This window comes from Streptomyces sp. STR69 (genome assembly GCF_024519455.1).
Taxonomy (GTDB): Bacteria; Actinomycetota; Actinomycetes; order Streptomycetales; family Streptomycetaceae; genus Streptomyces.
The window spans coordinates 629,953-655,081 of sequence record NZ_JALJRY010000001.1; the positions used below are offsets into that span (position 1 = coordinate 629,953).

Genomic DNA, 25,129 nt, shown 5'->3' on the forward strand with positions numbered 1-25,129 from the left:
CCCGCCCGAGGACGCGCAACCCCCCTGTCCCCCAAGCCCGTTCGTCAGGCGGTGTCCGGTATCGGCAACGGCCGCTTCTCGATCGCCGCCGCCATCACCTCCGGGAACAGATCGGGTGTGCACGCGAAGGCAGGCGCCCCCAACGCGGCCAGCGCGGCGGCGTGTTCGCGGTCGTAGGCCGGCGCCCCCTCGTCGGACAGCGCGAGAAGCGTCACGAACTGCACCCCCGACGCCTTCATCGCCGCGACCCGCTTGAGCATCTCGTTCCGTATCCCTCCTTCGTAGAGGTCGCTGATCAGCACGACCACCGTCTCCGCGGGCCGGGTGATCTGCGACTGGCAGTACGCGAGCGCCCTGTTGATGTCCGTACCGCCGCCGAGCTGTGTCCCGAAGAGCACGTCCACCGGGTCGTCGAGCTGGTCGGTGAGGTCGACGACCGCGGTGTCGAAGACGACGAGCCGGGTGTTGATCGACCGCATGGACGCGAGCACCGCCCCGAACACGGAGGCGTAGACGACGGACGCGGCCATCGAACCGGACTGGTCGATGCAGAGGACGACCTCCTTCTTCACGGACTGGGACGCCCGCCCGTATCCGATCAGCCGCTCCGGCACGATGGTCCGGTACTCCGGCAGGTAGTGCTTGAGGTTGGCCGCGATCGTGCGGTTCCAGTCGATGTCGTGATGGCGCGGCCGGTTGATGCGGGCGCTGCGGTCGAGGGCGCCGGTGAGGGTGGCCCGGGTGCGGGTGGCGAGCCGCTTCTCCAGGTCCTCGACGACCTTGCGCACCACCGCCCGTGCCGTCTCCTTCGTGGTCTCCGGCATCGCCTTGTTGAGGGAGAGCAACGTGCCGACCAGGTGTACGTCGGCCTCCACCGCTTCCAGCATCTCCGGTTCGAGCAGCAGCGCGGACAGCCCGAGCCGGTCGATCGCGTCGCGCTGCATGACCTGGACGACCGAGGAGGGGAAGTGCGTCCGGATGTCCCCGAGCCAGCGCGCGACGGACGGCGCCGACGCCCCGAGCCCCGCCGAACGGTCCTTCGCCGCCCGCTCCTTGTCCCCCCTGCCGTACAGCGCGGCCAGCGCCCCGTCCATCGCGGCGTCCCGCCCGGACAACGCGCACCCGGTGCCGTCGGCCGCGTCACCCCCGAGCACCAGCCGCCACCGCCGCAACCGCTCCTGCCCCGGGTCCGGATCCCCGACTCCGCCGGCGTCGCCCGTCCCCGCCACCCCGTTCGCTGTCACCGCCGTCACCCCCGTCACGTCACCCGTCCCGGCCGATCCGCTCGCCGTTGTCCCCATCGCGCCGGTCGCCGTCATCCGCGCTCCCCCGCACGCAACCCTTCCCACAACGGCACGACCCGTACGACAGTCGCCGGACGATCCTCAGTCCGACGCCCGGCAACCGCCGTCTGCGCCCTCTCCCTCGGCCTCCTCGTGCCCTGCCTACCGTTGCTCGCCGTCATCCCGCCACCCCCACAAGCTCGTTGTCGCTGTTGCCCACCAAGTCGTCCAGCCCCAACAACAGCCGCAGCACCGGTACCACCGCGTCCGCCCGCCCGGCGTCCAGCTCCGCGCCGAACCCGGATATCCCGGCCGCCGTCGCCACCGCCCCCGTCTGCTTTCCGGGCCCCCGCCGCACCAGCTCGCCGAGCGTTCTGCGCACCCCCGGCTCGTACGCCGAGAACGTGCGCCGCAGCAGCGGCAGTACGTCTGTGAACGCCTCCGCCGACACCCCGGTCAGCCATGCGTCCACAAGACCGAGCAGGCGCTCGTCGTGTACGAGGAGCAGCCCGCCCCCGCCACCGACGAAGCCCTCGATCCACGCCGCCGCGTCCGCCGGCGGCGTCCCGGGCGAGAGCACCAGCCCCATCAGCCGGGCCGCCTCTTCCGGCCCCAACTCCCCACCATCCAGCAGAAGTCGTACGGCACGCCCCCGGATGACGCCCGGCACGGTGTCCCGCGCGGAGAGCGTCCGAAGCACCGCACGCCAGCGACGGCGCAGGTCGCCATGGCCGAGGGCGGGAGCGGGGGCGTCGGTGTGCCCGGCCACGGAGGCCTTGCGCTGCTCCGGTCCGGGGGCCTCACCGTACGCAGGACCGGATCCTTCGCCGTCGCCCGGCACCGAGGCATCACTGTTCGCAGGTCCAGGCACTTCGCCGTCGCCCGGCACCGAGGCATCACCGTGCCCGGGCCCAGATACTTCGCCGTCACCCGGCGCCGAGGCGTCGCCATGCCCAGGTCCGGCCGCCCCCCCGTCCCCCCGCGCGGGGGCATCACCATGCCCAAGCCCGGCGACGTCACCACGCCCAGCCCCCGATGCCCTACCCCGCTCAGTCTCTGCGGCTTCAGCCCGCTCGGCCTCTGCGGCTTCAGCCTGCTCGGTCCCGGAGGCTGCACCACGCCCAACCCCACCGATATCCCCCAGCAGTCCCACCGCCCCGTGCACCGCGTCCACATGGCGTCTCATCTCCTCGGCCGCGTCCGTGTCGAGGGCCGTGCAGGCCGGGGGCAGGCCGACGAAGACCCGCTCGGCCAGGCCAGCGGCGACCTCAGTCAGCGCTCCGGTGTCGGTGCCGCGCACGTCGCCGTAGCGCAGCGAACGGACCAGGGCGGGCAGCGCCTGGGCGAGGTGGCCGACATCCGTGTCGAGGGCGGCGCGGTCGGCGAGGATCCGCATCACCACGGGGAGCGCGTCCGGCAGTTCGGCCAGCAGGCAGTGCTCGGCGAGCGCGGTGACGTCGGCGAGGCTCTGCGCCCCGATCGCGTCGGCCTCCGCCTTTGCGGTCGCCGCAGCGAGCACCGTGGTGCCCCAGACCCCCGCCTCGGCGACCCGCACCGCCAACTCCGGTTCCCAGCGCAGCCGCCACGTCTCCCTGAACGTACCGGTGCTGCCCCGCGAGGCGACGGGCTCGCCCCACTCGACGCCCAGCAGCCGCAGCCGGTGCAGCAGTCTGCTGCGCGCGGCGTCGGTCTCCTTGCGCAGGTCGAGCTCCAACTCCCGCTCCAGCGCCTCCGGTTTGAGCCGCAGTCTGCGCTGCTGCCGGTCGAGGTCGCGCTGCAACGGCACGGCGGGGGCGCCCGGCGGCACCTCTCCCAGCACATCCCCGACGACGAGCCGGTCACGCACCAGGGACAGCGGGACGTCCGAACCCTCGCACATCACCGCGCGCACCGCGTCGGTGGTCTCGCCGAGCCCCGCCAGCGGACGGCCACGCATCACCGCGAGGGTCTCCGCCAGCCGTACCGCCTCGATGACATGGGCCGGGGAGACGATCCGGTCCTCCTCCCGCAGCAGCCCCGCGACCTTGGTCATCCACCGCTCGACCGGTCGGTCCGGCGCGGCGAACAGATGGCCGTACCAGCCCGGCGAGTCGATGCCCGCGCCGTACCCTCCGGCCCGGGACAGCCGGCGGTGTGTCCACGGCACCCAGGTCAGCTCGGCCTTGACCTTGGGCAGCCCCTTCAGCAGGGCGCGGTCCGCTGCGACAGACGTCCGCTGCCGCAGCGCGGGCACATGCCAGGCCCCGCAGACCACGGCCACTTCGTCCTCGAACTCCCGCTGTGCCGCGCGCACTTGGAGCCGCATGTACGCCTCGCGCACCAGGTCCCGGTCGTGCCCGCCGGCCCCGTACGTCTCGCGCAGCGCCCCCATGGCCTCCTCCAGCGCGGTGAACGGCGCGAACGGGTCCCGCTCCCCCGCACCCCGGTGCTCGACGACGTCCTCCCACCAGCGCTCGGGGTCGTCGTACCCCGCGGTCTCGGCGAGCACGGCGAGGGGATCGACGCGGATGTCCGGGCCTGCGGGTGTGTCGGGGGCGGGCGGGTCCGGCTGCGGCTCCTCTCCCGTGGGCTCGTCCTCGGTGTCCGGGGTGTCCTTCCCCTCCCTCCCCCACGCCAGCGTGTGCGTGGCCGGAAGGTCGATGAAGCGGGCCGGTACCTCGTGCTCCAGGGCCCAGCGGATCGCGACCCATTCCGGGGAGAACTCGGCCAGCGGCCAGAAGGCCGAACGGCCCGGCTCGTCCACGGCGTGGGCGAGAAGCGCGACCGGCGGTCGCATGTCCTCGTCGGCGGCCAGCGGAATCAGCGCGTCGGCCTCGGGCGGCCCCTCGATCAGTACGATCCGCGGCCGGGCCGCCGCCAGCGCCGCCCGCACGGCCCGCGCCGAGCCGGGCCCGTGATGCCGCACCCCGAGCAACAGCGGTCCGGCACCCGGACCACCGACCGCCTCAGTACCCGTCACTTCGTCCCCCCGCCCCTCCGGGTCCAGCTCCAAGTGGAGTCCTCGTCGACGGTCCTCCTGGACTCGCTCACGCGCTCACCTCCCGGCAGGCCCGGTAGAAGTCCTTCCAGCCGTCGCGCTCCCGGACGACCGCTTCCAGGTACTCCTGCCAGATGACCCGGTCGGCCGCCGGGTCGCGGACGACGGCGCCGAGGATGCCCGCGGCGACATCGCTCGGCCGCAGCAGCCCGTCGCCGAAGTGGGCTGCCAGGGCAAGTCCGTTGGTGACGACGGAGATCGCCTCGGCCGTCGACAGCGTGCCGCTGGGCGACTTCAGCTTCGTCCGCCCGTCCGCCGTGATCCCGTCGCGCAGCTCACGGAAGACGGTCACCACACGGCGGATCTCGTCGACCCCCTCGGGCACCGCCGGCAGGTCGAGCGAGCGGCCGATCTGGTCGACACGGCGGGCGACGATGTCGACCTCGGCGTCCGCGCTCTCCGGCAACGGCAGCACCACCGTGTTGAAACGGCGGCGCAGGGCGCTGGAGAGATCGTTGACGCCGCGGTCGCGGTCGTTCGCCGTGGCGATCAGGTTGAAGCCGCGGACGGCCTGCACCTCCCCTCCCAACTCCGGTATGGGCAGCGTCTTCTCCGACAGGATCGTGATCAGCGAGTCCTGTACGTCGGCGGGGATACGCGTCAGCTCCTCGACCCGCGCCGTCATCCCCTCCGCCATGGCCCGCATGACGGGGCTGGGCACCAGGGCGTCGCGGCTCGGGCCGTTGGCGAGCAGCTGCGCGTAGTTCCAGCCGTAGCGGATCGCCTCCTCCGGGGTGCCCGCCGTGCCCTGCACGAGCAGCGTCGAGTCACCGCTGACGGCGGCGGCCAGGTGCTCGGACACCCAGGTCTTGGCCGTGCCGGGCACGCCGAGCAGGAGCAGGGCGCGGTCGGTGGCGAGTGTGGTGACGGCGACCTCGACGATGCGGCGCGGGCCGACGTACTTCGGTGTGATCACCGTGCCGTCCGGCAGGATGCCGCCGAGAAGGTAGGTGGCGACCGCCCACGGCGACATCTTCCAGCGGACCGGGCGCGGCCGGTCGTCCTGTGCGGCGAGCGCGGCGAGTTCGTCGGCGAAGGCGTCCTCGGCGTGCGGACGCAGTGCCTCCGGCCGCTCGGCCGTCTGCTTCTCACTCGCCTGCGCGTTCATGGGTTCTGCGGACACAGTCATGGCTGAGGCCCCCTCCAGCTCGGCCGGTTCGGATCTGGTGTCCACCGTGCACCACGCCACTGACAATGCGATCCGACCTGCGGAAATGCGCCGGCGGAGCCATCTGCCGAACCGTTCGCGGGCCGATTGTCAGTGCCGGGATCTACCTTCGATGTCATGACTCAGCAGGGGGTGCGCTGGACGGCTGATCAGGTGCTGGCACTGGCGCCTGACGCAGCGTCACGCAAAGCGGGAAGCAAGCTCGGGGCGGCGGGGCCGTGGTCCGAGGCGGGGAGTTCTGACGAGGGGACGGTGTGGGGGCTGTGCAAGGGCAGCGGCAGCAAGCCGTATCAGACGGTCGTCGACATCGCGGACGCCGCGGGGCCGGCGTACAAGTGCAGTTGTCCGAGCCGCAAGTTCCCGTGCAAACATGCGCTGGGACTGCTGCTGTTGTGGGCGGGCGAGGACGGCGCGGTGCCGGCGGGGCAGGCGCCGGACTGGGCCGAGCAGTGGCTGGCGGGGCGGCGGAAGCGGACGGAGGAGAAACGGGCGGCGGACGCGTCCGGTTCCCCGGCCGCCGCTGATCCGGAGGCGGCGCGGCGCAGGGCGGAGCGCCGGGCCGAGCGGATCACCGCGGGCGCGGGCGAGTTGGAGCAGCGGCTGACGGACCTGCTGCGCACCGGGCTGGCCTCGGCGGAGCAGGCGGGGTACGGGCTGTGGGAGGAGACCGCGGCCCGCATGGTCGACGCGCAGGCGCCCGGACTGGCCGCGCGGGCACGGGAGTTGGGGGCGATCCCGTCCTCGGGACCCGGCTGGCCGGTGCGGCTGCTGGAGGAGTGCGCGCTGCTCCATCTTCTCGACCGGGCCTGGCTGCGCCGCGAGCGGCTGCCCGACGGTCTGGCGGCGACGGTCCGTTCCCGTATCGGCCTGCCCGGTTCGGCGGACGGCCCGCCGTTGCGCGACAGTTGGCTGGTCCTGGCCCAGTACGACACGGCGGACGCGAAGCTGACGACGCGCCGGATATGGCTGCACGGCACGGCGTCGGACCGCACGAGCCTGCTCCTTTCGTACGGCGCGGCGGGCCGTGCCCCGGAGCTCGCGCTGCCGGTCGGGCTGGCCCTGGAGGCGGAGGTGTCCGCGTTCCCCGGTGCCGGGCAGCTCCGGGCGGCCCTGGGTGAGCAGTTCGCGCCGCCCGGGCCGACGACGGCACGGCCGCGAGGTGTGACGACGGCACAGGCCGCCGTCCGCTACGGGGAGGCGCTGCGGGACGACCCGTGGCTGGACGCGGTCCCGGTGACCCTGGACCGGGTCGTACCGACCCCGGACGGTGACTCCTGGCAACTCGCGGACGCCGACACGGAGTTGGCGCTCCCGCTCACCCCCACCGCCCGTTCCCGGCCCGGCCTGTGGAGACTCGTCGCGCTCTCCGGCGGCGCCCCGGTCAAGGTCTTCGGCGAACTGGGCCACCGGGGTTTCACCCCGCTGACGGCCTGGCCGGAGGCGGCGGGAGAGCCGGTGTCCCTGTGCTGAGCGCATTCACCAACTCGACGGAAAGGCACCGCATGAACAGCACCTCCGCCGCGGGCGACTGGGAGGAACTCGTCACCACGGCGCTGCTCGGCACGGACCGCCGTACGCCTTCGTGGTGTGCGCCGGGCCAGGACGCGCCCGTGGCCCTGCTGGACGCGGCGGCCGTGGAGACCGTACGACGGCGGGCGGGGCTCCGTCCGGCGCGGGCGGCCCAACGGCCGGAGCCGGCCGTGTCCGACACGCGTCCGGCGCTGCCCGTCGCGGCGGCCCGCAGGCTGGTGATGCTGCTGACCGACCGTCCGGGTACGGGTGGCGGGGGACGGCGGGGCACCTCGCCCGATCTCATGGAGTTGCTGCCCCAGTGGCTCGCGGCGGCCAACGCGCGCGGTTTCGGCGCGCCCGTCCAGGTGCTGCCCGCGCTGCTGGACGCGGCCCGGGGGCGTACGGATCTGCGGCCGGCGGCGCTGGAGTTCGCGGGCCCGCGCGCGTTGTGGCTGGCCCGGCTGAACCCGGACTGGCGGTTCGCCCTGCGCGCCACCCCCGGCGGCGGCACGGCCCTGCCGGACCTCGACGACCCGGGCCAGGTCCGACAACTGTGGCAGGAGGGGCTGTTCGCCGAGCGGGTCGCCCTGCTCGCGGCGATACGCGCACAACGGCCCACGGTCGCAAGGGAGTTGCTCGTGTCCACGTGGGCGGCGGAGCGGGCGGAGGACCGGCTGATGTTCCTCGACTCGCTGCGGACGGGGCTCACGGCCGAGGACGAACCCTTCCTGGAGCAGGCGTTGGCCGACCGGAGCCGCAACGTACGGGCCACGGCGGCGGAGTTGCTGTCCGCCCTCCCGGACTCGGCGCTCGCCGCGCGGATGGCGGTCCGGGCCACGGCCTGCGTGGCCGTCGACCGGACGAGCGGGGAACCCGGCCTCGTCGTGGAGGCGCCGCACGAGTGCGACTCAAGCATGGAGCGGGACGGTGTGGTCGCCAAGGCTCCGGCAGGGCGAGGTGAACGGTCGTGGTGGCTGGGCCAGTTGGTGGAGGCGACACCGCTCGGGACCTGGGAACGGCGGCTCGGTGGCCGTACGCCCCGGGAGATAGTGGCGCTCGCGGTGGCGGACGACTGGCGGAGCGAGTTGCACGCGGCGTGGTGCCGGGCGGCGGTGCGGCAGCGGAACGCCGAGTGGTCCCGGGCGTTGCTCGGATCGCCGTCGGCGCCCGAGGCGGGCGGGCCGGGGGCGGTGTCGCTGGCCGAGCGCGCCAAGCTGCTGAGCACGCTGGGCGGGGGCGAACGGGCCGAGTGGGTGGCCGGGTTCATCGCGGCGCAGGGGCTGTCCGAGGCGTTTCAGCTGCTCGGGGTGTGCGCGGTGCCGTGGGCCGCGCCGCTGGGGCGGGCTGTGGTGGACGCGCTCAACATCGCGCGGGACGCGGGGAGTTATCCATGGAGTTTCAGTGGGGTGATGGGGCTGGCCGAGCGGTGTCTCGATCCGGCCGAGGCGAGCCGGCTCGACGGGTTGCTGGCGGTGCCGGACGAGTCGGAGGACGCGGCACCGGGAGCGGGGGGTTATTGGGCGGAGGCGTTCCAGCGGTTGGTGACGACGTTGCGGTTGCGGGCGGCGATGGCGCGGGAGCTGGAGGGGTCGTAGGAGCTGCGGGAGCCGGAGGCGCCGTAGAAGCTTGGGGGCTACGCCCCGGCCGGCTGGCGCACGTTCTCCCGGACCCAGTCGACGATGGACTGTGTGGTCGCCCCGGGGGTGAAGATCTCTGCGACGCCCTTCTCCTTGAGGGGGGCGATGTCCGCCTCGGGGATGATCCCGCCGCCGAACACGAGGATGTCCTCCGCCTCGCGCTGCTTCAGCAGGTCGATCACGGCGGCGAAGAGCGTGTTGTGGGCGCCGGAGAGGATGGAGAGGCCGATCGCGTCGGCGTCCTCCTGGATCGCGGTGTCGACGATCTGCTCGGGGGTCTGGTGGAGGCCGGTGTAGATGACCTCCATACCGGCGTCGCGCAGCGCCCTCGCGATGACCTTGGCCCCGCGGTCGTGGCCGTCGAGCCCCGGCTTGGCCACCACTACGCGGATCGGACCGGCTGCCACACCCATCACTGCCTCCATGAAGCGACTGCGTTCATCCCTACCGACGGGTACCGCGGCACCCGCTCCGGCGCGGGGAGTGAACGAACGTTATCTCCAGCATCCCGCAACCGGCAGTTTCGCGGTGGATACCGAGGGGGAAATCACACGATGGGACACGTTCACCGCGCAGCGTTCCAGCGGGAACAAGCGCAACGGGAGCCGCAACGAGGTCGCCGCACCACCGCGCCGCATGCCGCGCGCCGTGGCGGTACGGCGCATCGGCGCAGGCACGAAGGGCACGCAGGGCAGGTGCGCCACGCCCGCCCCGCGCGTACCCCTCGCGCTCCGTCGGTGGTCCTCGCGGTGGCCTCCCACGAGGGCACACGGGGGACGGAGCTGTCGATCCGTGTGCCGACAGGAGGTCGGCCATGAAGGTCACCAGGGCGGTGCAGCCCTTTCTCCCCCTTTGTCAGCGCCTTCTGCCCAGCAGGCTGGCGGGGCTCTCCATGACCCTCCTGAAAGCGACGGCCCTGGAGATCGCGATCCTCGCGGGCCACCTGCTCCTCTATCCGTCCGGCATCACCCAGGAACGCAGGCTGCCGCTTCCTCCGGCCCCCTCCCCGGAGGACGCGGCACCACTGCCGACCGAGGCGAAACCCCCGGTGGTGCTGTTGCACGGGTTCATCGACAACCGCTCGGTGTTCGTGCTGCTGCGCCGGACCCTGGCCCAGCACGGCCGCCGGACGGTCGAATCGCTCAACTACTCGCCGCTGACCTGCGACATCCGTACCGCGGCCGAGCTGCTCGGCCGGCATATCGAGGAGATCTGCGAGCGCACGGGCAGTAAGCACGTGGACATCGTCGGGCACAGTCTGGGCGGGCTGATCGCGCGCTACTACGTGCAGCGGCTCGGCGGTGACCTGCGGGTCCGCACGCTGGTCACGCTCGGGACCCCGCACTCCGGCACCGCCGTGGTCCCGCTGGCCAACGCCCATCCGATCGTCCGCCAGATGCGGCCGGGCTCGGCGGTGATCGAGGAACTGGGCCTGCCCGCCCCCGGCTGCCGTACGCATTTCGTCAGTTTCTGGAGCGACCTCGACCACCTGATGGAGCCATTGGAGACCGCCCGTATCGACCACCCCGACCTGATCGCACAGAACGTGCAGGTCAGCGGCATCGGTCATCTCGCGCTCCCTGTACACCCGGCCATCGCGGCGGGCATCCGCCAGGCTCTCGACACGCCTCTGCCGGAAGCACCGGCCACAACCACCCGCGTGGGCGGCCTGACGGTGGCCTGACAGCGGCCCGACCGTCGGCGCCCGGGACACCTCGCACAGGGCGCCGACAGCGGCTGAACAGCCTCCAGCCTCGAACGCCATTCGAACGCAAGGCCAAACCCGTGCCCGCCGTCCCCCGAAACACGGCCGAATGCCCGTTTCCGGCTGACGCGAAACCCGAGGAAGATTGTCGGGCCCGCGTACTGCCGGGTACAGTCGCCGCACTGCTCTGCCAGCCCCTGTTGTCGAGGCGAAAGAGAAGTTGGTGAACGACCGTCACCCGTCGGGGATCATGACCACCCCGGCTCCGGCTTCCGATGCCACCTCGGCGCAGTACGCGTCGTACGGCGGACAGGACGCTCAGTACGGTGACTTCACCACGTACGGCGACCACTCCGCCACGGGTTTTCACCCGGGCGCGGACAGCGCCCAGGCCACCGCCAGCTTCGCCACCGACCCCCTGTTCGGCGATATGCAGGGCCACGACACCGGCTCGCACACCACCGGCGGCTACGACTCCTCGGCCTGGTCCATGGGTGGTCAACACACCCTGAACTACGACCCGTACGCGGCCCAGCACCACGCCTCGTACGACACGGGCGTCTACGAGACCACCGCCTGGTCGGCCGACTACCAGCAGCTGTCCGCCATCCCGCCGCAGAGCGCCGGCCATGACATAAGCGGTCAGTGGGACGCCAACACCTGGCTCCAGCCCGACCAGTCGGCCCATTCCGCCGCCCCCGCCGACCAGACCCAGCAGTGGGAATGGGGCACGCAGGCCTTCGACACGGGCGCCTACGACGCCACGCAGTGGAACGCCGACGGCAGCCCCGCCGACGCGACCACCACCTTCGAGCAGGCGTCGTACGACATGACGCACGAGGGCACCTACGACGAACCCGCCCCGGAAGACGGCGAGTTGACCGCCACCGGTGAGCTGCCCGCACTCGACGAGGCCGAGCCGGACCGGGACGGATCCGAGTCGCAGCCCGAACTCCTCGAAGACCAGGAGGAGTTCACCCCGGCTCCGGCGACCGCCTCGCGGGCCGCGGGCCGCAACGGGAGCCGTTCCCGGCGCCGTACGCCTCCGAAGCGGTCCGCACTGATGACGATCGCCGTGCCGTCCGCGTGTGTGATGGGGGTGGCGGGGATCGCCGCCGCGTCCGTCGGCACGTTCAGCGGCGGCGGTGACACGACGGCATCCGCCTCCGACGCGACCACGGTGAAGGCGTCCGTCGCGAACAACAAGCTGGACGCCCAGATCAAGAGCCTCTCGGCCGGCGCCGACGACTTCGCCGACCGGGCCAGCCGTACGCAGGAACGTATCGACCTCAAGGCCCAGCAGGAGGCCGAGAAGAAGAAGGCGGCGGCGGAGGCGGCCCGCAAGGAGCGGCTGCGCCCCAAGTACGTGCTGCCGGTGACGCAGAAGGGCCTCAGCGCCTACTTCGGCCAGGCCGGCGTCAACTGGATGTCCGTGCACACGGGCATCGACTTCCCCGTCTCGTACGGCACGACGGTGATGGCCGCGACCGACGGGGTCGTCAGCACGAAGTGGAACAGTGCCTACGGCAACATGCTGATCCTCACCGAGAAGGACGGCACGCAGACCTGGTACTGCCACCTCTCCAGCTACCGGGTCCCCTCCGGTACGACGGTGAAGGCGGGCGACCCGATCGCGTACTCCGGGAACTCCGGCAACTCGACCGGCCCGCACCTGCACTTCGAGGTGCGGCCCGCGGGCGGCGCGGCGATCGACCCGCTCCCGTGGCTTCGCAGCCACGGGCTCGACCCGACGTAACTCCCCTTCTCCCTAAAGCTTTTCCACCGGCGCGTACCGCAGCAGCAGGCGCTTCGGCTTGGCCTCTCCGAAGTCGACCGTCGCCTCCGCGTTCGCCCCCGTGCCGTTCACGCCGACCACCGTGCCGAGGCCGAACTGGTCGTGGGTGACCCGGTCGCCGACGGCCAGGGACACGACCGGCTTCTCCGAGGCCCTGCGCGTGGCGAAGCCCGACGCGCCCGACGCCGACGAACGCGAACGGGTCGAGGACAGCGAGGCCGCGATGCCCGAGGCCGGGCCCGTGGACGGCGGGGCCGCCATTGCGCCGGTCCGCTTCCACTCCACGTGTGCCGCCGGGATCTCCTCCAGGAAGCGGGAGGGCGGGTTGTACGACGGCTGTCCCCACGCGCTGCGCAGCGAGGAGCGGGTCAGGTACAGGCGTTCACGCGCGCGTGTGATGCCGACGTAGGCGAGGCGCCGCTCCTCCTCCAGTTCCTTGGCCTGGCCGAGGGCGCGCATGTGCGGGAAGACGCCGTCCTCCATGCCGGTGAGGAAGACGACCGGGAACTCAAGTCCCTTGGCGGTGTGGAGAGTCATCAGGGTGATGACTCCGGAGCCGTCCTCGTCCTCGTCGGGGATCTGGTCCGAGTCGGCGACCAGCGCCACCCGCTCCAGGAAGGCGGCGAGGCCGACAGGCGTCTCGCTCTCGCCGTCCTCCGCGCTGTTCTCCTGTTCGAACTCCAGGGCCACGGCGGCGAGTTCCTGGAGGTTCTCGATGCGGGTCTCGTCCTGCGGGTCGGTGGAGGCCTGCAACTCGGTGAGATAGCCGGTGCGTTCGAGGATCGCCTCCAGGACCGTCGCCGGTCCGGCGCCGGACTCGACGATCGTACGGAGGTCCTCCATCAGCGTGTTGAACTTCTTGACCGCGTTCGTCGACCGCGCGGCCATGCCGTAGGCCTCGTCGACGCGCTTCAACGCCTGCGGGAAGCTGATCTTCTCGCGCTGCGAGAGGGCGTCGATCATCGCCTCGGCGCGCTCGCCGATGCCGCGCTTGGGGACGTTGAGGATGCGGCGCAGCGGGACCGTGTCCTCCGGGTTGGCCAGGACGCGGAGGTAGGCCAGGACGTCCCGGACCTCCTTGCGCTCGTAGAAGCGGACGCCGCCGACGACCTTGTAGGGCAGGCCGACGCGGATGAAGATCTCCTCGAAGACACGGGACTGGGCGTTCGTCCGGTAGAAGACGGCGACATCCCCGGCTTTGGCATCTCCCGCGTCGGTGAGACGGTCTATCTCCTCGGCGACGAACTGCGCCTCGTCGTGCTCCGTGTCGGCGACATAGCCGGTGATCTGCGCGCCCGCGCCCGCGTTGGTCCACAGGTTCTTGGGGCGGCGGGACTCGTTGCGCTCGATGACCGCGTTGGCGGCGGAGAGGATCGTCTGTGTGGAGCGGTAGTTCTGCTCCAGGAGGATCGTCGTCGCGTTCGGGTAGTCCTCCTCGAACTGGAGGATGTTGCGGATCGTCGCACCCCGGAAGGCGTAGATCGACTGGTCGGCGTCGCCCACGACGCACAACTCGGCGGGCGGCAGGTCGTGTTCGCTCGGCGGTACGTCCTCGTCGTGCCGGGCGGCGCTGCCGACGAGTTCCCGTACGAGCGCGTACTGCGCGTGGTTGGTGTCCTGGTACTCGTCGACCATGACGTGCCGGAAGCGGCGGCGGTAGTGCTCGGCTACGTCCGGGAAGGCGCGCAGCAGGTTGACCGTCGTCATGATCAGGTCGTCGAAGTCGAGGGCGTTGGCCTCGCGCAGCCGCGACTGGTACATGGCGTAGGCCTGGGCGAGGGTCTTCTCGAAGCCGTCGGTGGCGCGGGCGGCGAAGTCCTCCTCGTCGACCAGTTCGTTCTTCAGGTTGGAGATCTGGGCGCTGAACGACTTGGGCGGGTAGCGCTTCGGGTCGAGGTCCAGGTCGCGGCAGACCAGGGCCATGAGGCGCTTGGAGTCGGCGGCGTCGTAGATCGAGAACGAGGAGGTGAAGCCGAGCTTCTTCGACTCGCGGCGCAGGATGCGCACGCACGCGCTGTGGAAGGTCATCACCCACATCGCGTTGGCGCGCGGGCCGACGAGCTGTTCGACGCGCTCCTTCATCTCGCCCGCGGCCTTGTTGGTGAAGGTGATCGCGAGGATCTGGCCCGGGTGCACATGGCGCTCGCCGAGGAGGTGGGCGATGCGGTGGGTGAGCACACGGGTCTTGCCGGAACCCGCGCCGGCCACGATGAGCAGCGGGGTGCCGGAGTGGACGACAGCCGCGCGCTGGTTCTCGTTCAGCCCGTCCAGGAGGGCTGCCGGGTCCACCGCGGGGCGCGGGGCGCCGTCCCGGTAGTAGGCGTCCCTGCTCGCGGGCACGTCGAACTTCCCGCCGAACAGGTCGTCCGGAACCGGCTCCGGTCCGTGCTCGTCCTCGGGCGGTGGCGGGGGCTCTTCCTCGTGGGCCCGAGGGGCCTTGAGATCCGCCAGGAAGCTGTCGTCAAAGAGGCTGCTCATCGCCCTCCGAGTTTAGGGCGCCCCACTGACAACCGGCCGCCACCCCGAGAACTCGGGAAAATTCACGGTCCAGAACCGGTCGATAACGATCAGCGACGGCCAGACTCACGCATGACAGAGGTCACTCAAACGTATCGGGCATATCGGCCATCGACCTTCACACAAGCCACACAAGTTGGTTAGCGTGCGATCAAGCTGCACGGCCCCACCGACCCCGGAAGGAGTCGTCTCCTTGGCTTCGTCGCACCGCAAGCCGCGTTCCGCGGGCTCGCGCATCGCAGGCATATGGGTCCCCGCCGACGACGGCGGCAACCGTAGTCCCGGAGAGGTCGAGCGGAAGATCGACGACCTCTACCGCCGGGCGGATTCGGCGCCCGGGAGGCGCAGCGCGGCCAAGCGCACGCTGAAGATCAACTCCGTGCGGGAAGAGCCGAGTTCGTTCACCGCCACCCCGCACGACCACTACGACCAGGCCCAGTTGATGAGCCGGCTGACCGCCCGCCGGAAGGCCGCGGTCGACGCGCACGTCACGGAGCGGTCCGCGACGGCGGGGAAGCGCCGGGAGGCGACGGAGGGTCTCCAGAGCACCGACGAGACGTGGAGCGACCTGGGGACGGCCAAGGCCGCCGTCCAGAAGAAGCTCTCCACCGCACGCGCGCTGCTGTCGCAACTGGCCGCGCGGAGGCAGTTGCAGGAGTCTGCGGCACTAGCGAGGCAGGCCGTCGCCTTCGCCCGCGCCCAGGTCGGCAAGCCGTATGTCTGGGGTGCCGCGGGCCCCGGCTCGTACGACTGCTCGGGCCTCGCCCAGGCCGCCTGGAAGGCCGCCGGAGTGACCCTCCCGCGCGCGACCACCGCCCAGGCGAACGCCGGCACGACGGTCCCCCTGGACGACGCACAACCCGGCGACCTGGTCTTCTTCCACGCCGACGTCAGCCACGTCGGCGTCTACGTGGGCGACGGCATGATGATCCACGCCCCGAAGCCCGGCGCCTACGTCCGCGAGGAGCCGATCCACTACGGGGACGCGTCGATCATCCACGGCGTGGTGCGGCCGGCCTGACCGGAATCCGTGGGCACGCGCGCGTGCGGCTGTTTTTGACGGCCACGCACGCGTGCAGGTGTTTTTGAGGTCCACGCGCGCGTGGCCCGCCGTCGGCCCCGGGGCGGCTCCCTAGCATCGGAGCCATGTCCGGTACCGGTACCTCCCGCTTCCGCGCCTGGTGGGCGCAGCGTCCGCCGGCGGCCGGGGCCGTCGTGATGGCGACCGGCATCGTCTCGGTCGGTCTGCACCTCACGGGGTACGAGGTGCTGTCCCGCATCGCCTTCGCGGTGGCCTGCGCCTTCTGGCTGGGGCTGGCCGCGGACTTCGCCGTACGGCTGCTGTGGGACCGGCGGAGGTGGCTCACGGAGGCGGGAACGCCCGGTGCGCTGACCGCCGTGGCCGCGACCGCCGTACTCGGAACGCGGTTTTCCATCGCGGGCCGGCAGACCGTCGCGGAGGTGCTGCTCGCGTCGGCCGCGGTGCTGTGGCCGTGGCTGCTCGTGCGGGTTCTGGGGAACTGGCGTGGGCGTATGCCCGGGACGGCGTTCCTCGGCTGTGTGGCCACGCAGTCGCTGGCCCTGCTGGGGGCCACGCTCGCCGCGGCCGAGTCGGTGGCCTGGCTCGCGCACACGGCGCTGGTGCTGTTCTGGTTCGGGCTGGTCCTCTACGGGTTCGCGCTGGCCCGTTTCGAGTGGCGGCAGGTGGTCATCGGGGCCGGTGACCACTGGATCGTCGGCGGTGCGCTGGCCGTGTCGGCACTGGCCGGGTCGAAGCTGATCGCCGCCGACAGCGCCCGCCTGTATCTGTGGAACTCCGACGACCGGGGCGTCCTGCGGGCCGTGACCGTGGCGCTGCTGGTGCTGGATGCGGCCTGGTGCGTGGTTCTGCTGGCCGCCGAGATCGCCTGGCCCCGGTTGCGCTACGACGTGCGCCGCTGGTCGACGGTGTTCCCGCTCGGGATGACGGCGGCGACCACGCTGTCGGTGGGCAGCGCCGTGGACGTCCCGTGGCTCAGGACGCCGGGGCAGGTGGTGCTGTGGATCGCGGTGGCGGCCTGGCTGGTGGTGGCCGCGGGGACGGTCCGGTTCTATCTCGCCGCCACGTCCGGGGTCACGTCCACAGGACCGCGATGAAGATGTTGACCATGGTGAGGCCGCCCACCAGTGCGAACTGGTTCTTGTCGACCGTCTCCTCGTCCCGCTTCACGTAGACGAGTCCCAGGATCACGACCAGCAGCGCGAGCTTGATGCCGATCTTGATGTTGTTGACGTGCTGATCGTCGGCCTGGTTGAGGCCGACCAGGATCGCGCCGGTGACCAGCATGGTCAGCGCGCCGTGCAGCATGCCGGGGACGAAGCGGGCCGTGCCCTGGCCCATCGCCTTCATCTGGGTGAGGAAACCGCCGAGCAGCGCGGCAATGCCGATGATGTGCAGGCCGACGAAGAGATGGATGAGTACGTCCATGGTTCCGGAGCCTATTCAGGGGCTCGGGGCCGGCCGACACCGGGCTGCCCTGTCACTCATATGACCTTGCATATATGCGGCCATAGCACCGTGCCCTCGCCCGCCGCGCCGGAACCGCCGCATCGGTCAGCGCGCCGCGCGAAGGCGGTGGCCCCGGACCGGAATCACAGTCACCTGTCGTAAAAAGTCGATCACCTCATGCCATTTCCGTACATGCGTTACCGGGCCGTCACCGTCAGGTTTAGCGTCCTCCACCAGGTGACCGGCTCCCCACCGCCGCCCGGACCAGGGGCGGCCGTCGGACACCACCGCCGAGAAGGTCCGGCGGCGGCCCGCTCCCCCTGTGCGGGCCGCCGCCGGACGCGCAAACCGCCCGCTCCCCCGGCGGTCGTACGAAAGGACGTGCAGTCCACGTGGCAGCGCACCGCAAGCCCCGACAGCGCTCGCTCAGCGGCCATACGGCCCGCACCGCCGCCACGATCGCCCTCGCGGGCGCGGCGACAGCGACCGGCTTCGACGGGACCTCGCACGCCGAGCCACAGCTGACACCGACGCAGGTCAAGGCCAAGGTGGACAAGCTGTACCAGGAGGCGGAGGTCGCCACCGAGAAGTACGACGGCGCGAAGGAGAAGGCGGACGCGGCCGAGAAGCAGCTCAACACCCTGCGGGACGAGGCGGCGCGCAAGACGGAGAAGCTCAACTCGGCACGGGACGCGCTGGGTTACGTCGCGGCGGCCCAGTACCGCAGCGGCGGCATCGACCCCGCGGTGCAGCTCATGCTCTCGGACGACCCCGAACAGTATCTGTACAGCGCCGAGTTCGCCGACCGGGCGGGCCACCGGCAGACGGCCGCCGTCGCTCTCGTACGGCAACAGCTGCGGGAGATCGAGCAGTTGCGCGGCGCCGCACACATCGAGTTGACCTCGCTGAAGTCGCGGCAGGCGGAGCTCGGCCGGCAGAAGAAGACGATCACCGGGAAGCTGGACCAGGCGCGACGGCTGCTGTCCGCGCTGCCTGCTCAGCAGCGGGCCCAGGTCGAGCAGACCGCGGGCACCACGGGTCGTGCGTCACGGTCGGCGACCACGGCACGGGACGGACTGCATGCGCCCGGCTCCTCCACCGCCACGGCCGACGCCCCCAACTCCCGTGCGGCGGCGGCCGTTTCCTACGCCTACCAGAAGCTCGGCAGCCCCTACGTCTGGGGCGCGACCGGCCCCAACGCCTTCGACTGCTCGGGCCTCGTCCAGGCCGCCTACAACTCCGCCGGAGTCTCCCTGCCCCGCACGACCTACGCCCAGATCAACGCAGGACAGCGGGTCTCCCGGGACGAACTGCGCCCCGGCGACCTGGTGTTCTTCTACTCGGGCATCAGTCACGTCGGCATCTACGTCGGTGACGGTCAGATGATCCACGCCCCGAACCCGACGGCTCCGGTGCGGCTGGCGCCGATCGACCAGATGCCGTTCGCCGGCGCGACACGGGTGGTGTGAAACCCCCGCCGACCCCGGCCCCGCCCGACGCTCCCCGGGTCAACTCCCCTACGGGTCACACCAGTCGGCGTGCCGTCGCCCAGCGGGTCAGCTCGTGCCGGTTCGACAGCTGGAGCTTGCGCAGCACCGCCGAGACATGGGACTCGACCGTCTTCACCGAGATGAACAACTGCTTGGCGATCTCCTTGTAGGCGTAGCCGCGCGCGATCAGGCGCAGGACCTCGCGCTCGCGCTGGGTGAGACGGTCGAGGTCCTCGTCGACCGGCGGGGCGTCGGTCGACGCGAAGGCGTCGAGGACGAAGCCGGCCAGCCGCGGGGAGAAGACCGCGTCGCCCTCCTGGACCCGGAATACGGAGTTGACGAGATCCGTGCCGGTGATCGTCTTGGTGACGTAGCCGCGCGCACCGCCGCGGATCACCCCGATCACGTCCTCCGCCGCGTCCGACACGGACAGCGCCAGGAAGCGGACGGGCTGCTCGGCGTCGCTCATCAACGGCGCGCAGCGACGCAGGACTTCGACCCCGCCGCCGCCCGGGAGGTGGACGTCGAGGAGGACCACCTCGGGGCGGGTCGCGGTGATGACCGTGACCGCCTGGTCGACGTCGGCCGCCTCGCCGACCACCTCGACGCCGGTCTCCTCGGTCCGGCCGATCTCGGCCTGGACCCCCGTACGGAACATGCGGTGGTCGTCTACGAGGACCACCCGCACGTGACGCCCGCCCGCGCTCCCGCCGGTCGGCTCCACAGGCTCGTTCGTCTCGGTCGCGTCGCTCATGACGTCTTCTCCGCCCTCTCCATCTCCAGCTCGACCTCGGTACCGCCGTCCGGCACCGCACGCAGCCGTGCCGTACCGCCGTGTCGCTCCATACGGCCGATGATCGATTCTCTGACGCCCATGCGGTCGGCGGGTATCGAGTCGAGGTCGAAGCCCGGTCCGCGGTCACGGACGGACACGAAGACCTTCTTCCCCTCCACCTCGGCGTAGACCTGCACGGCGCCGCCCTCGCCACCGTACTTGGCCGCGTTCACCATCGCCTCGCGCGCGGCCTGCATCTGGGCACCGATTCTCTCGTCGAGCAGGCAGTCCCCGACGATGACGACCTCGATGGGGACGCCGTGCTTGTCCTCGACCTCGGCCGCGCTGCGCCGCACCGCCTCGGCGAGGGTGTCGGGCTCGTCGGCCTCGTCCTTGCCGGTGCCCTCCGGTTTGTAGAGCCAGGCGCGCAGATCGCGCTCCTGGGCGCGGGCCAGGCGGCGCACCTCGTTCGGACTCTCCGCGTTGCGCTGGATCAGGGTCAGGGTGTGCAGCACGGAGTCGTGGACATGGGCGGCGACCTCGGCGCGCTCCTGGGCGCGGATGCGCATCAGGCGCTCCTCAGAGAGGTCCTGGGTCATCCGCACGAGGTACGGGCCGGCGAGCAGGGTGATGCCGACGAGGACCGCGAGGGCGGCCTGGAGCACCGAACCGAGGTGGGCGGCGGAGCCCTGCAGCACGAAGATCGCGGTGGCGCCCGCGGTGACCAGCAGGACGCCGCCGCCCGCGCGCAGCAGGCTGAGCGTACGGCGACGGCCGCCGACCTCGGCCCAGCGGGCGCGGCGGGCGTTGTCCGCCTGGCGCCAGACGAGGGCGACGCCCGCGCCGACGAGGACGGTCGGGAAGAGATAGGCCTTGGCGCCGTCGCCCAGATTCACGTTGCCGACGAAGACCAGCGCCACGACGACCATGAGGAGCAGGGCGACGATCTGGCCCTTGTCCGGCTTGCGGGCGACGAGTCTGCGGCGGCCGTCCGGTGAGGTCTCGGTGGAGACGAGCGACGGGGGCCGCTGACCGGCGACGCCGCCGACGCCGAGCGGCACGAAGAACCAGAACGAGGCGTACAGCAGCGCGCCGAGTCCGTCCGCGAGGAACAGCCCCACGAACACCAGCCGCACCCAGATCACCGGCAGGCCGAGATGCCCGGCGAGCCCCCGCGCCACTCCGCCGAGCCAGCGTCCGTCACTGCTGCGGTAGAGCTTGCGCGGCGGCCGCGGGTCCTCGACTGGCACTGCTGCGGCTTCCGGCATGCCACCGATGTTCACACGCCCCGCCGCCCAGGGCATCAGGGTCGGTCCCCGAGACTCCCCTGATCTTCAAAAACGGCGCGGCTCAGGGGCCTTTCGCGGTGTCGGGGTCGGTGTCGAACACTCCCCCGGTCCGTGTCAGGGCGGATTTCAGGGTTCGGCCAGGGTCGTCCCGACTGCCATCGGCGCCTCGCGGCGGGCAGCATGGACGCATGACAGATCACGAGCACGCCGCGACGGGTCCGGGACCCGGCTCCGGCCCCGGCCCGGCAGCGGGCGGCGGGCCGCAGGACGCCGTGCCCGCCGCGGGTGCCGCGTCGTCGCCGGGTGCCGCGTCCACGGGTGCCGCGCCCGGCGACACCCTCACGGTCGCGCCTCCGCACCGGTTCCGGCGGGACCGGCGGTTCAAGGTGCTCGCGGGGGTGTGCGCGGGGCTCGGGCGGCAGTGCGACATGGACCCGGTGATCTTCCGGATCACGCTCGCGGTGCTCTCGGCGACTGGCGGCATCGGCCTCATCTTCTACGGCTTCGCCTGGCTCTTCGTCCCGTACGACGACGAGGAGGAGAACGAGGTCCGCAAGCTCTTCACCGGCCGCGTCGACGGCCAGGCCCTGGCTGCCGTGCTGTTCGCGCTGGTCGGCTGCGGTGTGTTCCTGTCGATGCTGAGCAACGCCAGCGTGCTCACCTTCGCCGTCGTCCTCTCCCTCCTGCTGGCGGGCGCGGGGTACTGGTCGCAGCAGCGCGGCGCCCCCGACCCCGACCCGCTGGCCGCGCAGGCCGTCGCCGACGCCCCGCCGGAGGCCCAGGCACCGCCGGTGCCCGCCTCCTACCCCTCCTGGTGGCGCGACCCGATCGTCAAGGACGGCACCCACGTCGGTGGCACCGGGTATCTGTGGGGTCCCGGGGATTCCCGCACCCGCGACATCACGGACGCGGTCCACATCAGCCTCGGCCCTTCCTACCCGCACTGGCCCCAGGATCTGCGGCCCCCGCGTCCGGCCGTCCCGAAGCCGCGCGGCCCGCGCTGGATCGGCGGCTGGGTCTTCCTGCTCGCCCTGCTCGCGGGCGCCCTCGGCACGGCCGTGAAATGGGACGACCAGGCGCTCGGCACCAGTCTGCAGACGGGCCTGGCCTGCGCGCTCGTCGTCTTCGGACTGGGGATCGCGGTGAGCGCGTTCGCGGGGCGTACGGGGGCGGGCTCGGTGTTCCTCGCGATCGTCACGGCCGGCCTGCTCGCCGCCTCGGCGGCCCTGCCCAAGGACCTCACCACCCACTGGGAACGCCTCACGTGGCAGCCCACGGCGGTGACCCAGGTGCAGCCCAAGTACGACCTGGGGAACGGCGTGGGCACACTCGACCTGACCCGGCTGCGGCTGACCAAGGGGCAGACGGTGACGACGTACGCCCAGGTGGGCATCGGGCAGTTGAAGGTGATCGTGCCGTCGGACGTGACGGTGAAGCTGAGTGTGGACGTGGGCGTCGGGGACATCCAGTTGCCCGGTGACGACAAGAAGGACGTGGACGTGGAACCGGGCAAGCACCAGCAGGTCACTCTGACCCCGGCGACGGGCGTGAAGAGCACCGGCACGCTGGACCTGGACCTCCGGGTCGACGTCGGACAGGCGGAGGTCAGCCGTGCTGCGTCATGAGTTCCAGCCCGGGAAGCTGGTCATCGGCCTCTTCCTCGTCGCCGCGGGCGTGGCCTACGCCGGGGACGCGGGCGGGCTGTGGGTGACCGAGTGGTTCGCGGCGATCCCCCTGGTCGTGACCGGCCTGGTGCTGGCCGGTGTGGTGGCGGGCATCAACGGGGCGGTCCGCAGACGACGCAGGGCCGGCCGTACGAGCACGGCCGACCCCGGTCCTGAGATATCCGGCTGACTAGCGGTAGCCGCCCGCCCGCTGCCTTCGCCTCGCGCGTAGTGCCGCGTCGACGGAGAACACGGAGGCGCCCGCGAGGACGAGGGGCAGCCAGGCCATCAGATAGGCGAGGTCGTTGCCGTAGTAGTACGGGTCGGACTGCCAGCTGATGGTCAGCCACAGGCTGAGGGAGATCAGCGCACCGCCGAGTGCGGCGATGCGGGCCAGCAGGCCGATCAAGGTGCCGATGCCGACGGCGAGTTCACCGAAGGCGATGGTGTAGCCGAAGCCGACGGGGCTCTTCAGGGACAGGTCGACCAGGGCCGGGATGGCGGACGAGTCGCGGACCGCGCGCATCGTCTCGCCGACCGACCCCGCACCGGAGGCCTTCATGAAGGCGCTGTCGGTGAGTTTGTCCAGGCCCGCGTAGATGAAGGTGACGCCCAGGAACACGCGCAGTGGGAGAAGGGCGTATCGGGTGGCGGTGTCCCGCCAGCTCCGGTCGCCGTCGAGGTAGGGGGTTTGCGTATCCATTCGAGTGCCGTGAGTCATCGCCCTTAGCCGCCTCTCGCCCGCCGTTGACCCCTCAACAGACCATACGTACGAAAAGGGGGACCCGCTCAACCATGCTTCGGACAGTTTTTCGGACTTCTGCCGCGTTCGGGCGGCGATCGACGACGTTCCACGGATATTCAGATGTGGGCGCGGACCTGCCGCACGGGGTGCCCGAGGGCTTCGGCGACGGCCGACAGTTCGTCATCGCCGAACCAGATGAGGCGTCCCGGGTTCCAGACGGCGATCTCGAAACGGGCGAAGCCGCACGGCCAGTCGTAGTCGAGGGCGTCCAGGGAGGTGGCGGCGGCGCAGCAGGGGACCGTCACGGCGAGGGTCGGGAAGCCGTGCGGGTGGTGCTCGACCAGGTCGGCGTACCACTCCCTGTCGATCGGGGCACCGCAGTGGGAGCAGCCGATGCGTTGCAGGTTGCCTCCGCAGTCCACGACGGTCGGGGCGGCGTACCAATCGACGTCGATCCGCGGATCGACGTCGGCGTCCGGCTCGTCCGCAGCGGCCCCGTGGTGCGCGGACAGCCGGGTCACCAGGGCCGCCGCGCGCTCGCCTGCCGCTCGCCCGGGCTGCCAGTGGGGGTCGGTCGGGATGACCGACAGGACGTCCTCGCTCATGGACCGGGTCAGTCCGCCACGTCGACGACGCAGGCGTTCGTCTCCACGCCCGCCGCGGTCACGACCTGTACTTCCACCCGCCCGGGCTCGACGTCCACGGGGACCGGGACGGTCAGGAGGGTGTCCGTCGGGTTGGAGAAGCCGCCGGCGACCGGGACCAGGGGGACGTGGACGTTGACCGGGCCGATTCGGACGACCATGCGGGAGAGGCGGTCGGCGGTCTGGGCGCCCGGGGGGACGAAGCCGGCGCCGCGGATCTCGATGTCGTCGCCGGTGCGGATGGGGGCGTCGAGGTCGCCCGCCTCGCGGGAACGCACCACCGAGAGGATGACCGGGCGGCCCCCCTCCGCGTACTTGCCGGCCAGGTATGTCGCGGCGGAGATCAACACCACCACCGCCAAGCCCCAGGGCAGGTCGGGCAGTTGGTCGGGGCGCCGGGCGAGTCTCACGGCCGCGAAGACAAGGGCGACGGCGCTGATCGCGACGTACTGGATGTCGGCGAAGGTGCCGCGGCCGGCGTCGTCGGTGAGGAGGTCGGCCGCGCGCGGGCGGTCGGCGGGGATCTTCTGGAGGCGCTGGCCGAGGACCCGCAGGCCGACGACCCGGCGGACGAGTACGGCGATCGCGCAGACCACGGCGAGGACGGTCACCACACCGGCGCCGCGGGCGAGTTCGAGGCCGGAGATGAGGGCGTCGCGCTCGGCGTGGTCGGAGGCGGCGGCGAGCCGGCCGGCCAGGACAAGCACCGCGTACGCCACGAACAGCACCCAGGACACGGCCACCGCGCGGGAGGTCGACAGCCGGTTGTCCTCACCGATGACCGGGGCCAGCGCCCCGCCGCGCGCCCGGTGGAACCAGGAGGCGGCGGTCAGGGCACCCGCGATCACGAGCGCGGCCAGCAGTCCGGCCGTACGGGCCGCCGTCCAGCCAGCGCCGATCGCGGTGAACGCCTGCACCAGAAGCAGTACGACGAAGGCGCCCCACACGGCGAAGGCCGTGCGGTGCCACAGTCGCGCCAGCCAGGCCCCGCCCTCGGCACGGCCGCGTTCGGCGACGTCGTCGGCGGACTGGGTCAGTTCGTCCGAGACCCACTGCCGGGAGGCGGACGCCGAGTGCGCCACCGCCGCGGGCAGGCCCTCGCCGGCCGCGAAGCCGTCCCGCTTGACCAGGAACGCGGCGACCGCGCGCCGATGCCCCTCGCGTGCTCCGTGCGGGCAGTCCCCGCAGGTGCAGCCCCCTCCGTGGGCACCGATGTGCTCGCCGCCCTGTCTCGCCTCCTGCACCGCCACGCCCGACGCCTGCCTTCCCCACGACCCTCATGGACCTCGGCCCTCGACCCCGGGCCCTCACGTTCGACGACCGGCTCCGAAGCCTTTGGCCACCGCCTTGCAACTCCCGCACGACAACAGCGGATTGTGC

General features: G+C 71.8%; 20 protein-coding genes. 9 read left to right on the forward strand and 11 right to left on the reverse strand.

Features of this window, described 5'->3' with window-relative positions:
* Positions 1-44: 44 nt before the first annotated feature.
* From OC490_RS02965 to OC490_RS02975, 3 genes are all read right to left on the reverse strand, one after another.
* Complete coding sequence (locus OC490_RS02965; protein WP_262056147.1) at positions 45-1,319, reverse strand: VWA domain-containing protein; 1,275 nt, start codon at positions 1,317-1,319, stop codon at positions 45-47.
* Positions 1,320-1,461: 142 nt separating this feature from the next.
* Positions 1,462-4,242, reverse strand: a complete 2,781-nt coding sequence (locus OC490_RS02970; protein ID WP_262056148.1) for a DUF5682 family protein — start codon at positions 4,240-4,242, stop codon at positions 1,462-1,464.
* 67 nt (positions 4,243-4,309) lie between these two features.
* A complete protein-coding gene (locus OC490_RS02975; RefSeq protein ID WP_200714157.1) occupies positions 4,310-5,449 on the reverse strand; it encodes an ATP-binding protein in 1,140 nt (379 codons plus the stop codon).
* A 156-nt stretch (positions 5,450-5,605) separates the two neighbouring features.
* Between OC490_RS02975 and OC490_RS02980 the strand changes: the two genes are divergently transcribed.
* Together OC490_RS02980 and OC490_RS02985 are read left to right on the forward strand one after the other, a co-directional pair.
* On the forward strand, positions 5,606-6,958 hold the full coding sequence (locus OC490_RS02980; RefSeq protein WP_262056149.1) for an SWIM zinc finger family protein: 1,353 nt from the start codon (positions 5,606-5,608) through the stop codon (positions 6,956-6,958).
* Positions 6,959-6,990: 32 nt separating this feature from the next.
* The gene (locus OC490_RS02985) at positions 6,991-8,595 is read left to right on the forward strand and encodes a DUF5691 domain-containing protein (RefSeq protein ID WP_262056150.1); all 1,605 of its coding nucleotides are present in this window, start codon (positions 6,991-6,993) and stop codon (positions 8,593-8,595) included.
* A 38-nt stretch (positions 8,596-8,633) separates the two neighbouring features.
* Here OC490_RS02985 and OC490_RS02990 read toward each other — a convergent pair whose 3' ends face one another.
* Positions 8,634-9,050, reverse strand: a complete 417-nt coding sequence (locus tag OC490_RS02990) for a cobalamin B12-binding domain-containing protein (protein WP_019066802.1) — start codon at positions 9,048-9,050, stop codon at positions 8,634-8,636.
* Between the two features lie 401 nt (positions 9,051-9,451).
* On the opposite strand from OC490_RS02990, the gene OC490_RS02995 reads away from it, so the two are divergent.
* On the forward strand, positions 9,452-10,321 hold the full coding sequence (locus OC490_RS02995) for an esterase/lipase family protein (protein ID WP_262056151.1): 870 nt from the start codon (positions 9,452-9,454) through the stop codon (positions 10,319-10,321).
* 244 nt (positions 10,322-10,565) lie between these two features.
* Entirely contained in the window at positions 10,566-12,098 is a 1,533-nt protein-coding gene (locus tag OC490_RS03000) for a M23 family metallopeptidase (RefSeq protein ID WP_262056152.1), read from the forward strand.
* 12 nt (positions 12,099-12,110) lie between these two features.
* Here OC490_RS03000 and pcrA read toward each other — a convergent pair whose 3' ends face one another.
* Positions 12,111-14,615 carry a DNA helicase PcrA gene (pcrA, locus tag OC490_RS03005; protein WP_262056153.1) on the reverse strand — a complete coding sequence of 835 codons (2,505 nt, stop codon included), beginning with the start codon at positions 14,613-14,615 and terminating at the stop codon, positions 12,111-12,113.
* Positions 14,616-14,847: 232 nt separating this feature from the next.
* On the opposite strand from pcrA, the gene OC490_RS03010 reads away from it, so the two are divergent.
* On the forward strand, positions 14,848-15,675 hold the full coding sequence (locus OC490_RS03010) for a C40 family peptidase (RefSeq protein WP_262056154.1): 828 nt from the start codon (positions 14,848-14,850) through the stop codon (positions 15,673-15,675).
* Between the two features lie 125 nt (positions 15,676-15,800).
* On the forward strand, positions 15,801-16,790 hold the full coding sequence (locus OC490_RS03015; protein ID WP_262056155.1) for a tellurite resistance/C4-dicarboxylate transporter family protein: 990 nt from the start codon (positions 15,801-15,803) through the stop codon (positions 16,788-16,790).
* Here the strand turns inward: OC490_RS03015 and OC490_RS03020 are convergent.
* A complete protein-coding gene (locus OC490_RS03020; RefSeq protein ID WP_019066795.1) occupies positions 16,768-17,121 on the reverse strand; it encodes a hypothetical protein in 354 nt (117 codons plus the stop codon). The genes OC490_RS03015 and OC490_RS03020 overlap by 23 nt on opposite strands.
* A 413-nt stretch (positions 17,122-17,534) precedes the next feature.
* Between OC490_RS03020 and OC490_RS03025 the strand changes: the two genes are divergently transcribed.
* Complete coding sequence (locus OC490_RS03025) at positions 17,535-18,611, forward strand: C40 family peptidase (protein WP_262056156.1); 1,077 nt, start codon at positions 17,535-17,537, stop codon at positions 18,609-18,611.
* Positions 18,612-18,666: 55 nt separating this feature from the next.
* On the opposite strand, the gene OC490_RS03030 is transcribed toward OC490_RS03025, so the two are convergent.
* Both OC490_RS03030 and OC490_RS03035 read right to left on the reverse strand, forming a co-directional pair.
* Positions 18,667-19,386 (reverse strand): LuxR C-terminal-related transcriptional regulator, encoded by a 720-nt coding sequence (locus OC490_RS03030; RefSeq protein WP_201052794.1) that lies wholly within the window; start codon positions 19,384-19,386, stop codon positions 18,667-18,669.
* Complete coding sequence (locus OC490_RS03035) at positions 19,383-20,711, reverse strand: ATP-binding protein (RefSeq protein WP_262056157.1); 1,329 nt, start codon at positions 20,709-20,711, stop codon at positions 19,383-19,385. Before OC490_RS03035 ends, OC490_RS03030 begins: the two co-directional genes overlap by 4 nt.
* 173 nt (positions 20,712-20,884) lie before the next feature.
* Between OC490_RS03035 and OC490_RS03040 the strand changes: the two genes are divergently transcribed.
* Positions 20,885-22,321: a PspC domain-containing protein gene (locus tag OC490_RS03040; protein WP_262056158.1), complete on the forward strand. Its 1,437-nt coding sequence runs from the start codon at positions 20,885-20,887 to the stop codon at positions 22,319-22,321.
* The gene (locus OC490_RS03045) at positions 22,308-22,550 is read left to right on the forward strand and encodes a hypothetical protein (protein WP_262056159.1); all 243 of its coding nucleotides are present in this window, start codon (positions 22,308-22,310) and stop codon (positions 22,548-22,550) included. The genes OC490_RS03040 and OC490_RS03045 overlap by 14 nt, the downstream gene beginning before the upstream one ends.
* On the opposite strand, the gene OC490_RS03050 is transcribed toward OC490_RS03045, so the two are convergent.
* The 3 genes from OC490_RS03050 to OC490_RS03060 all read right to left on the reverse strand — a co-directional run bounded on the left by OC490_RS03050 (position 22,551) and on the right by OC490_RS03060 (position 24,999).
* Positions 22,551-23,081, reverse strand: a complete 531-nt coding sequence (locus OC490_RS03050; protein ID WP_262056160.1) for a DoxX family protein — start codon at positions 23,079-23,081, stop codon at positions 22,551-22,553.
* A gap of 140 nt (positions 23,082-23,221) precedes the next feature.
* Complete coding sequence (locus OC490_RS03055) at positions 23,222-23,710, reverse strand: hypothetical protein (protein WP_262056161.1); 489 nt, start codon at positions 23,708-23,710, stop codon at positions 23,222-23,224.
* Positions 23,711-23,718: 8 nt separating this feature from the next.
* Complete coding sequence (locus tag OC490_RS03060; RefSeq protein WP_262056162.1) at positions 23,719-24,999, reverse strand: hypothetical protein; 1,281 nt, start codon at positions 24,997-24,999, stop codon at positions 23,719-23,721.
* Positions 25,000-25,129 lie beyond the last annotated feature (130 nt).

Bases quoted from the DNA above. Each gene is read 5' to 3' on its own strand.
- OC490_RS02965 (WP_262056147.1), bottom strand. From the start codon at position 1,319: ATGACGGCGACCGGCGCGATGGGGACAACGGCGAGCGGATCGGCCGGG.
- OC490_RS02975 (WP_200714157.1), bottom strand. From the start codon at position 5,449: ATGACTGTGTCCGCAGAACCCATGAACGCGCAGGCGAGTGAGAAGCAG.
- OC490_RS02980 (WP_262056149.1), top strand. From the start codon at position 5,606: ATGACTCAGCAGGGGGTGCGCTGGACGGCTGATCAGGTGCTGGCACTG.
- OC490_RS02985 (WP_262056150.1), top strand. From the start codon at position 6,991: ATGAACAGCACCTCCGCCGCGGGCGACTGGGAGGAACTCGTCACCACG.
- OC490_RS02990 (WP_019066802.1), bottom strand. From the start codon at position 9,050: ATGGGTGTGGCAGCCGGTCCGATCCGCGTAGTGGTGGCCAAGCCGGGG.
- OC490_RS02995 (WP_262056151.1), top strand. From the start codon at position 9,452: ATGAAGGTCACCAGGGCGGTGCAGCCCTTTCTCCCCCTTTGTCAGCGC.
- pcrA (WP_262056153.1), bottom strand. From the start codon at position 14,615: ATGAGCAGCCTCTTTGACGACAGCTTCCTGGCGGATCTCAAGGCCCCT.
- OC490_RS03015 (WP_262056155.1), top strand. From the start codon at position 15,801: ATGTCCGGTACCGGTACCTCCCGCTTCCGCGCCTGGTGGGCGCAGCGT.
- OC490_RS03020 (WP_019066795.1), bottom strand. From the start codon at position 17,121: ATGGACGTACTCATCCATCTCTTCGTCGGCCTGCACATCATCGGCATT.
- OC490_RS03030 (WP_201052794.1), bottom strand. From the start codon at position 19,386: ATGAGCGACGCGACCGAGACGAACGAGCCTGTGGAGCCGACCGGCGGG.
- OC490_RS03035 (WP_262056157.1), bottom strand. From the start codon at position 20,711: ATGCCCTGGGCGGCGGGGCGTGTGAACATCGGTGGCATGCCGGAAGCC.
- OC490_RS03040 (WP_262056158.1), top strand. From the start codon at position 20,885: ATGACAGATCACGAGCACGCCGCGACGGGTCCGGGACCCGGCTCCGGC.
- OC490_RS03050 (WP_262056160.1), bottom strand. From the start codon at position 23,081: ATGACTCACGGCACTCGAATGGATACGCAAACCCCCTACCTCGACGGC.
- OC490_RS03055 (WP_262056161.1), bottom strand. From the start codon at position 23,710: ATGAGCGAGGACGTCCTGTCGGTCATCCCGACCGACCCCCACTGGCAG.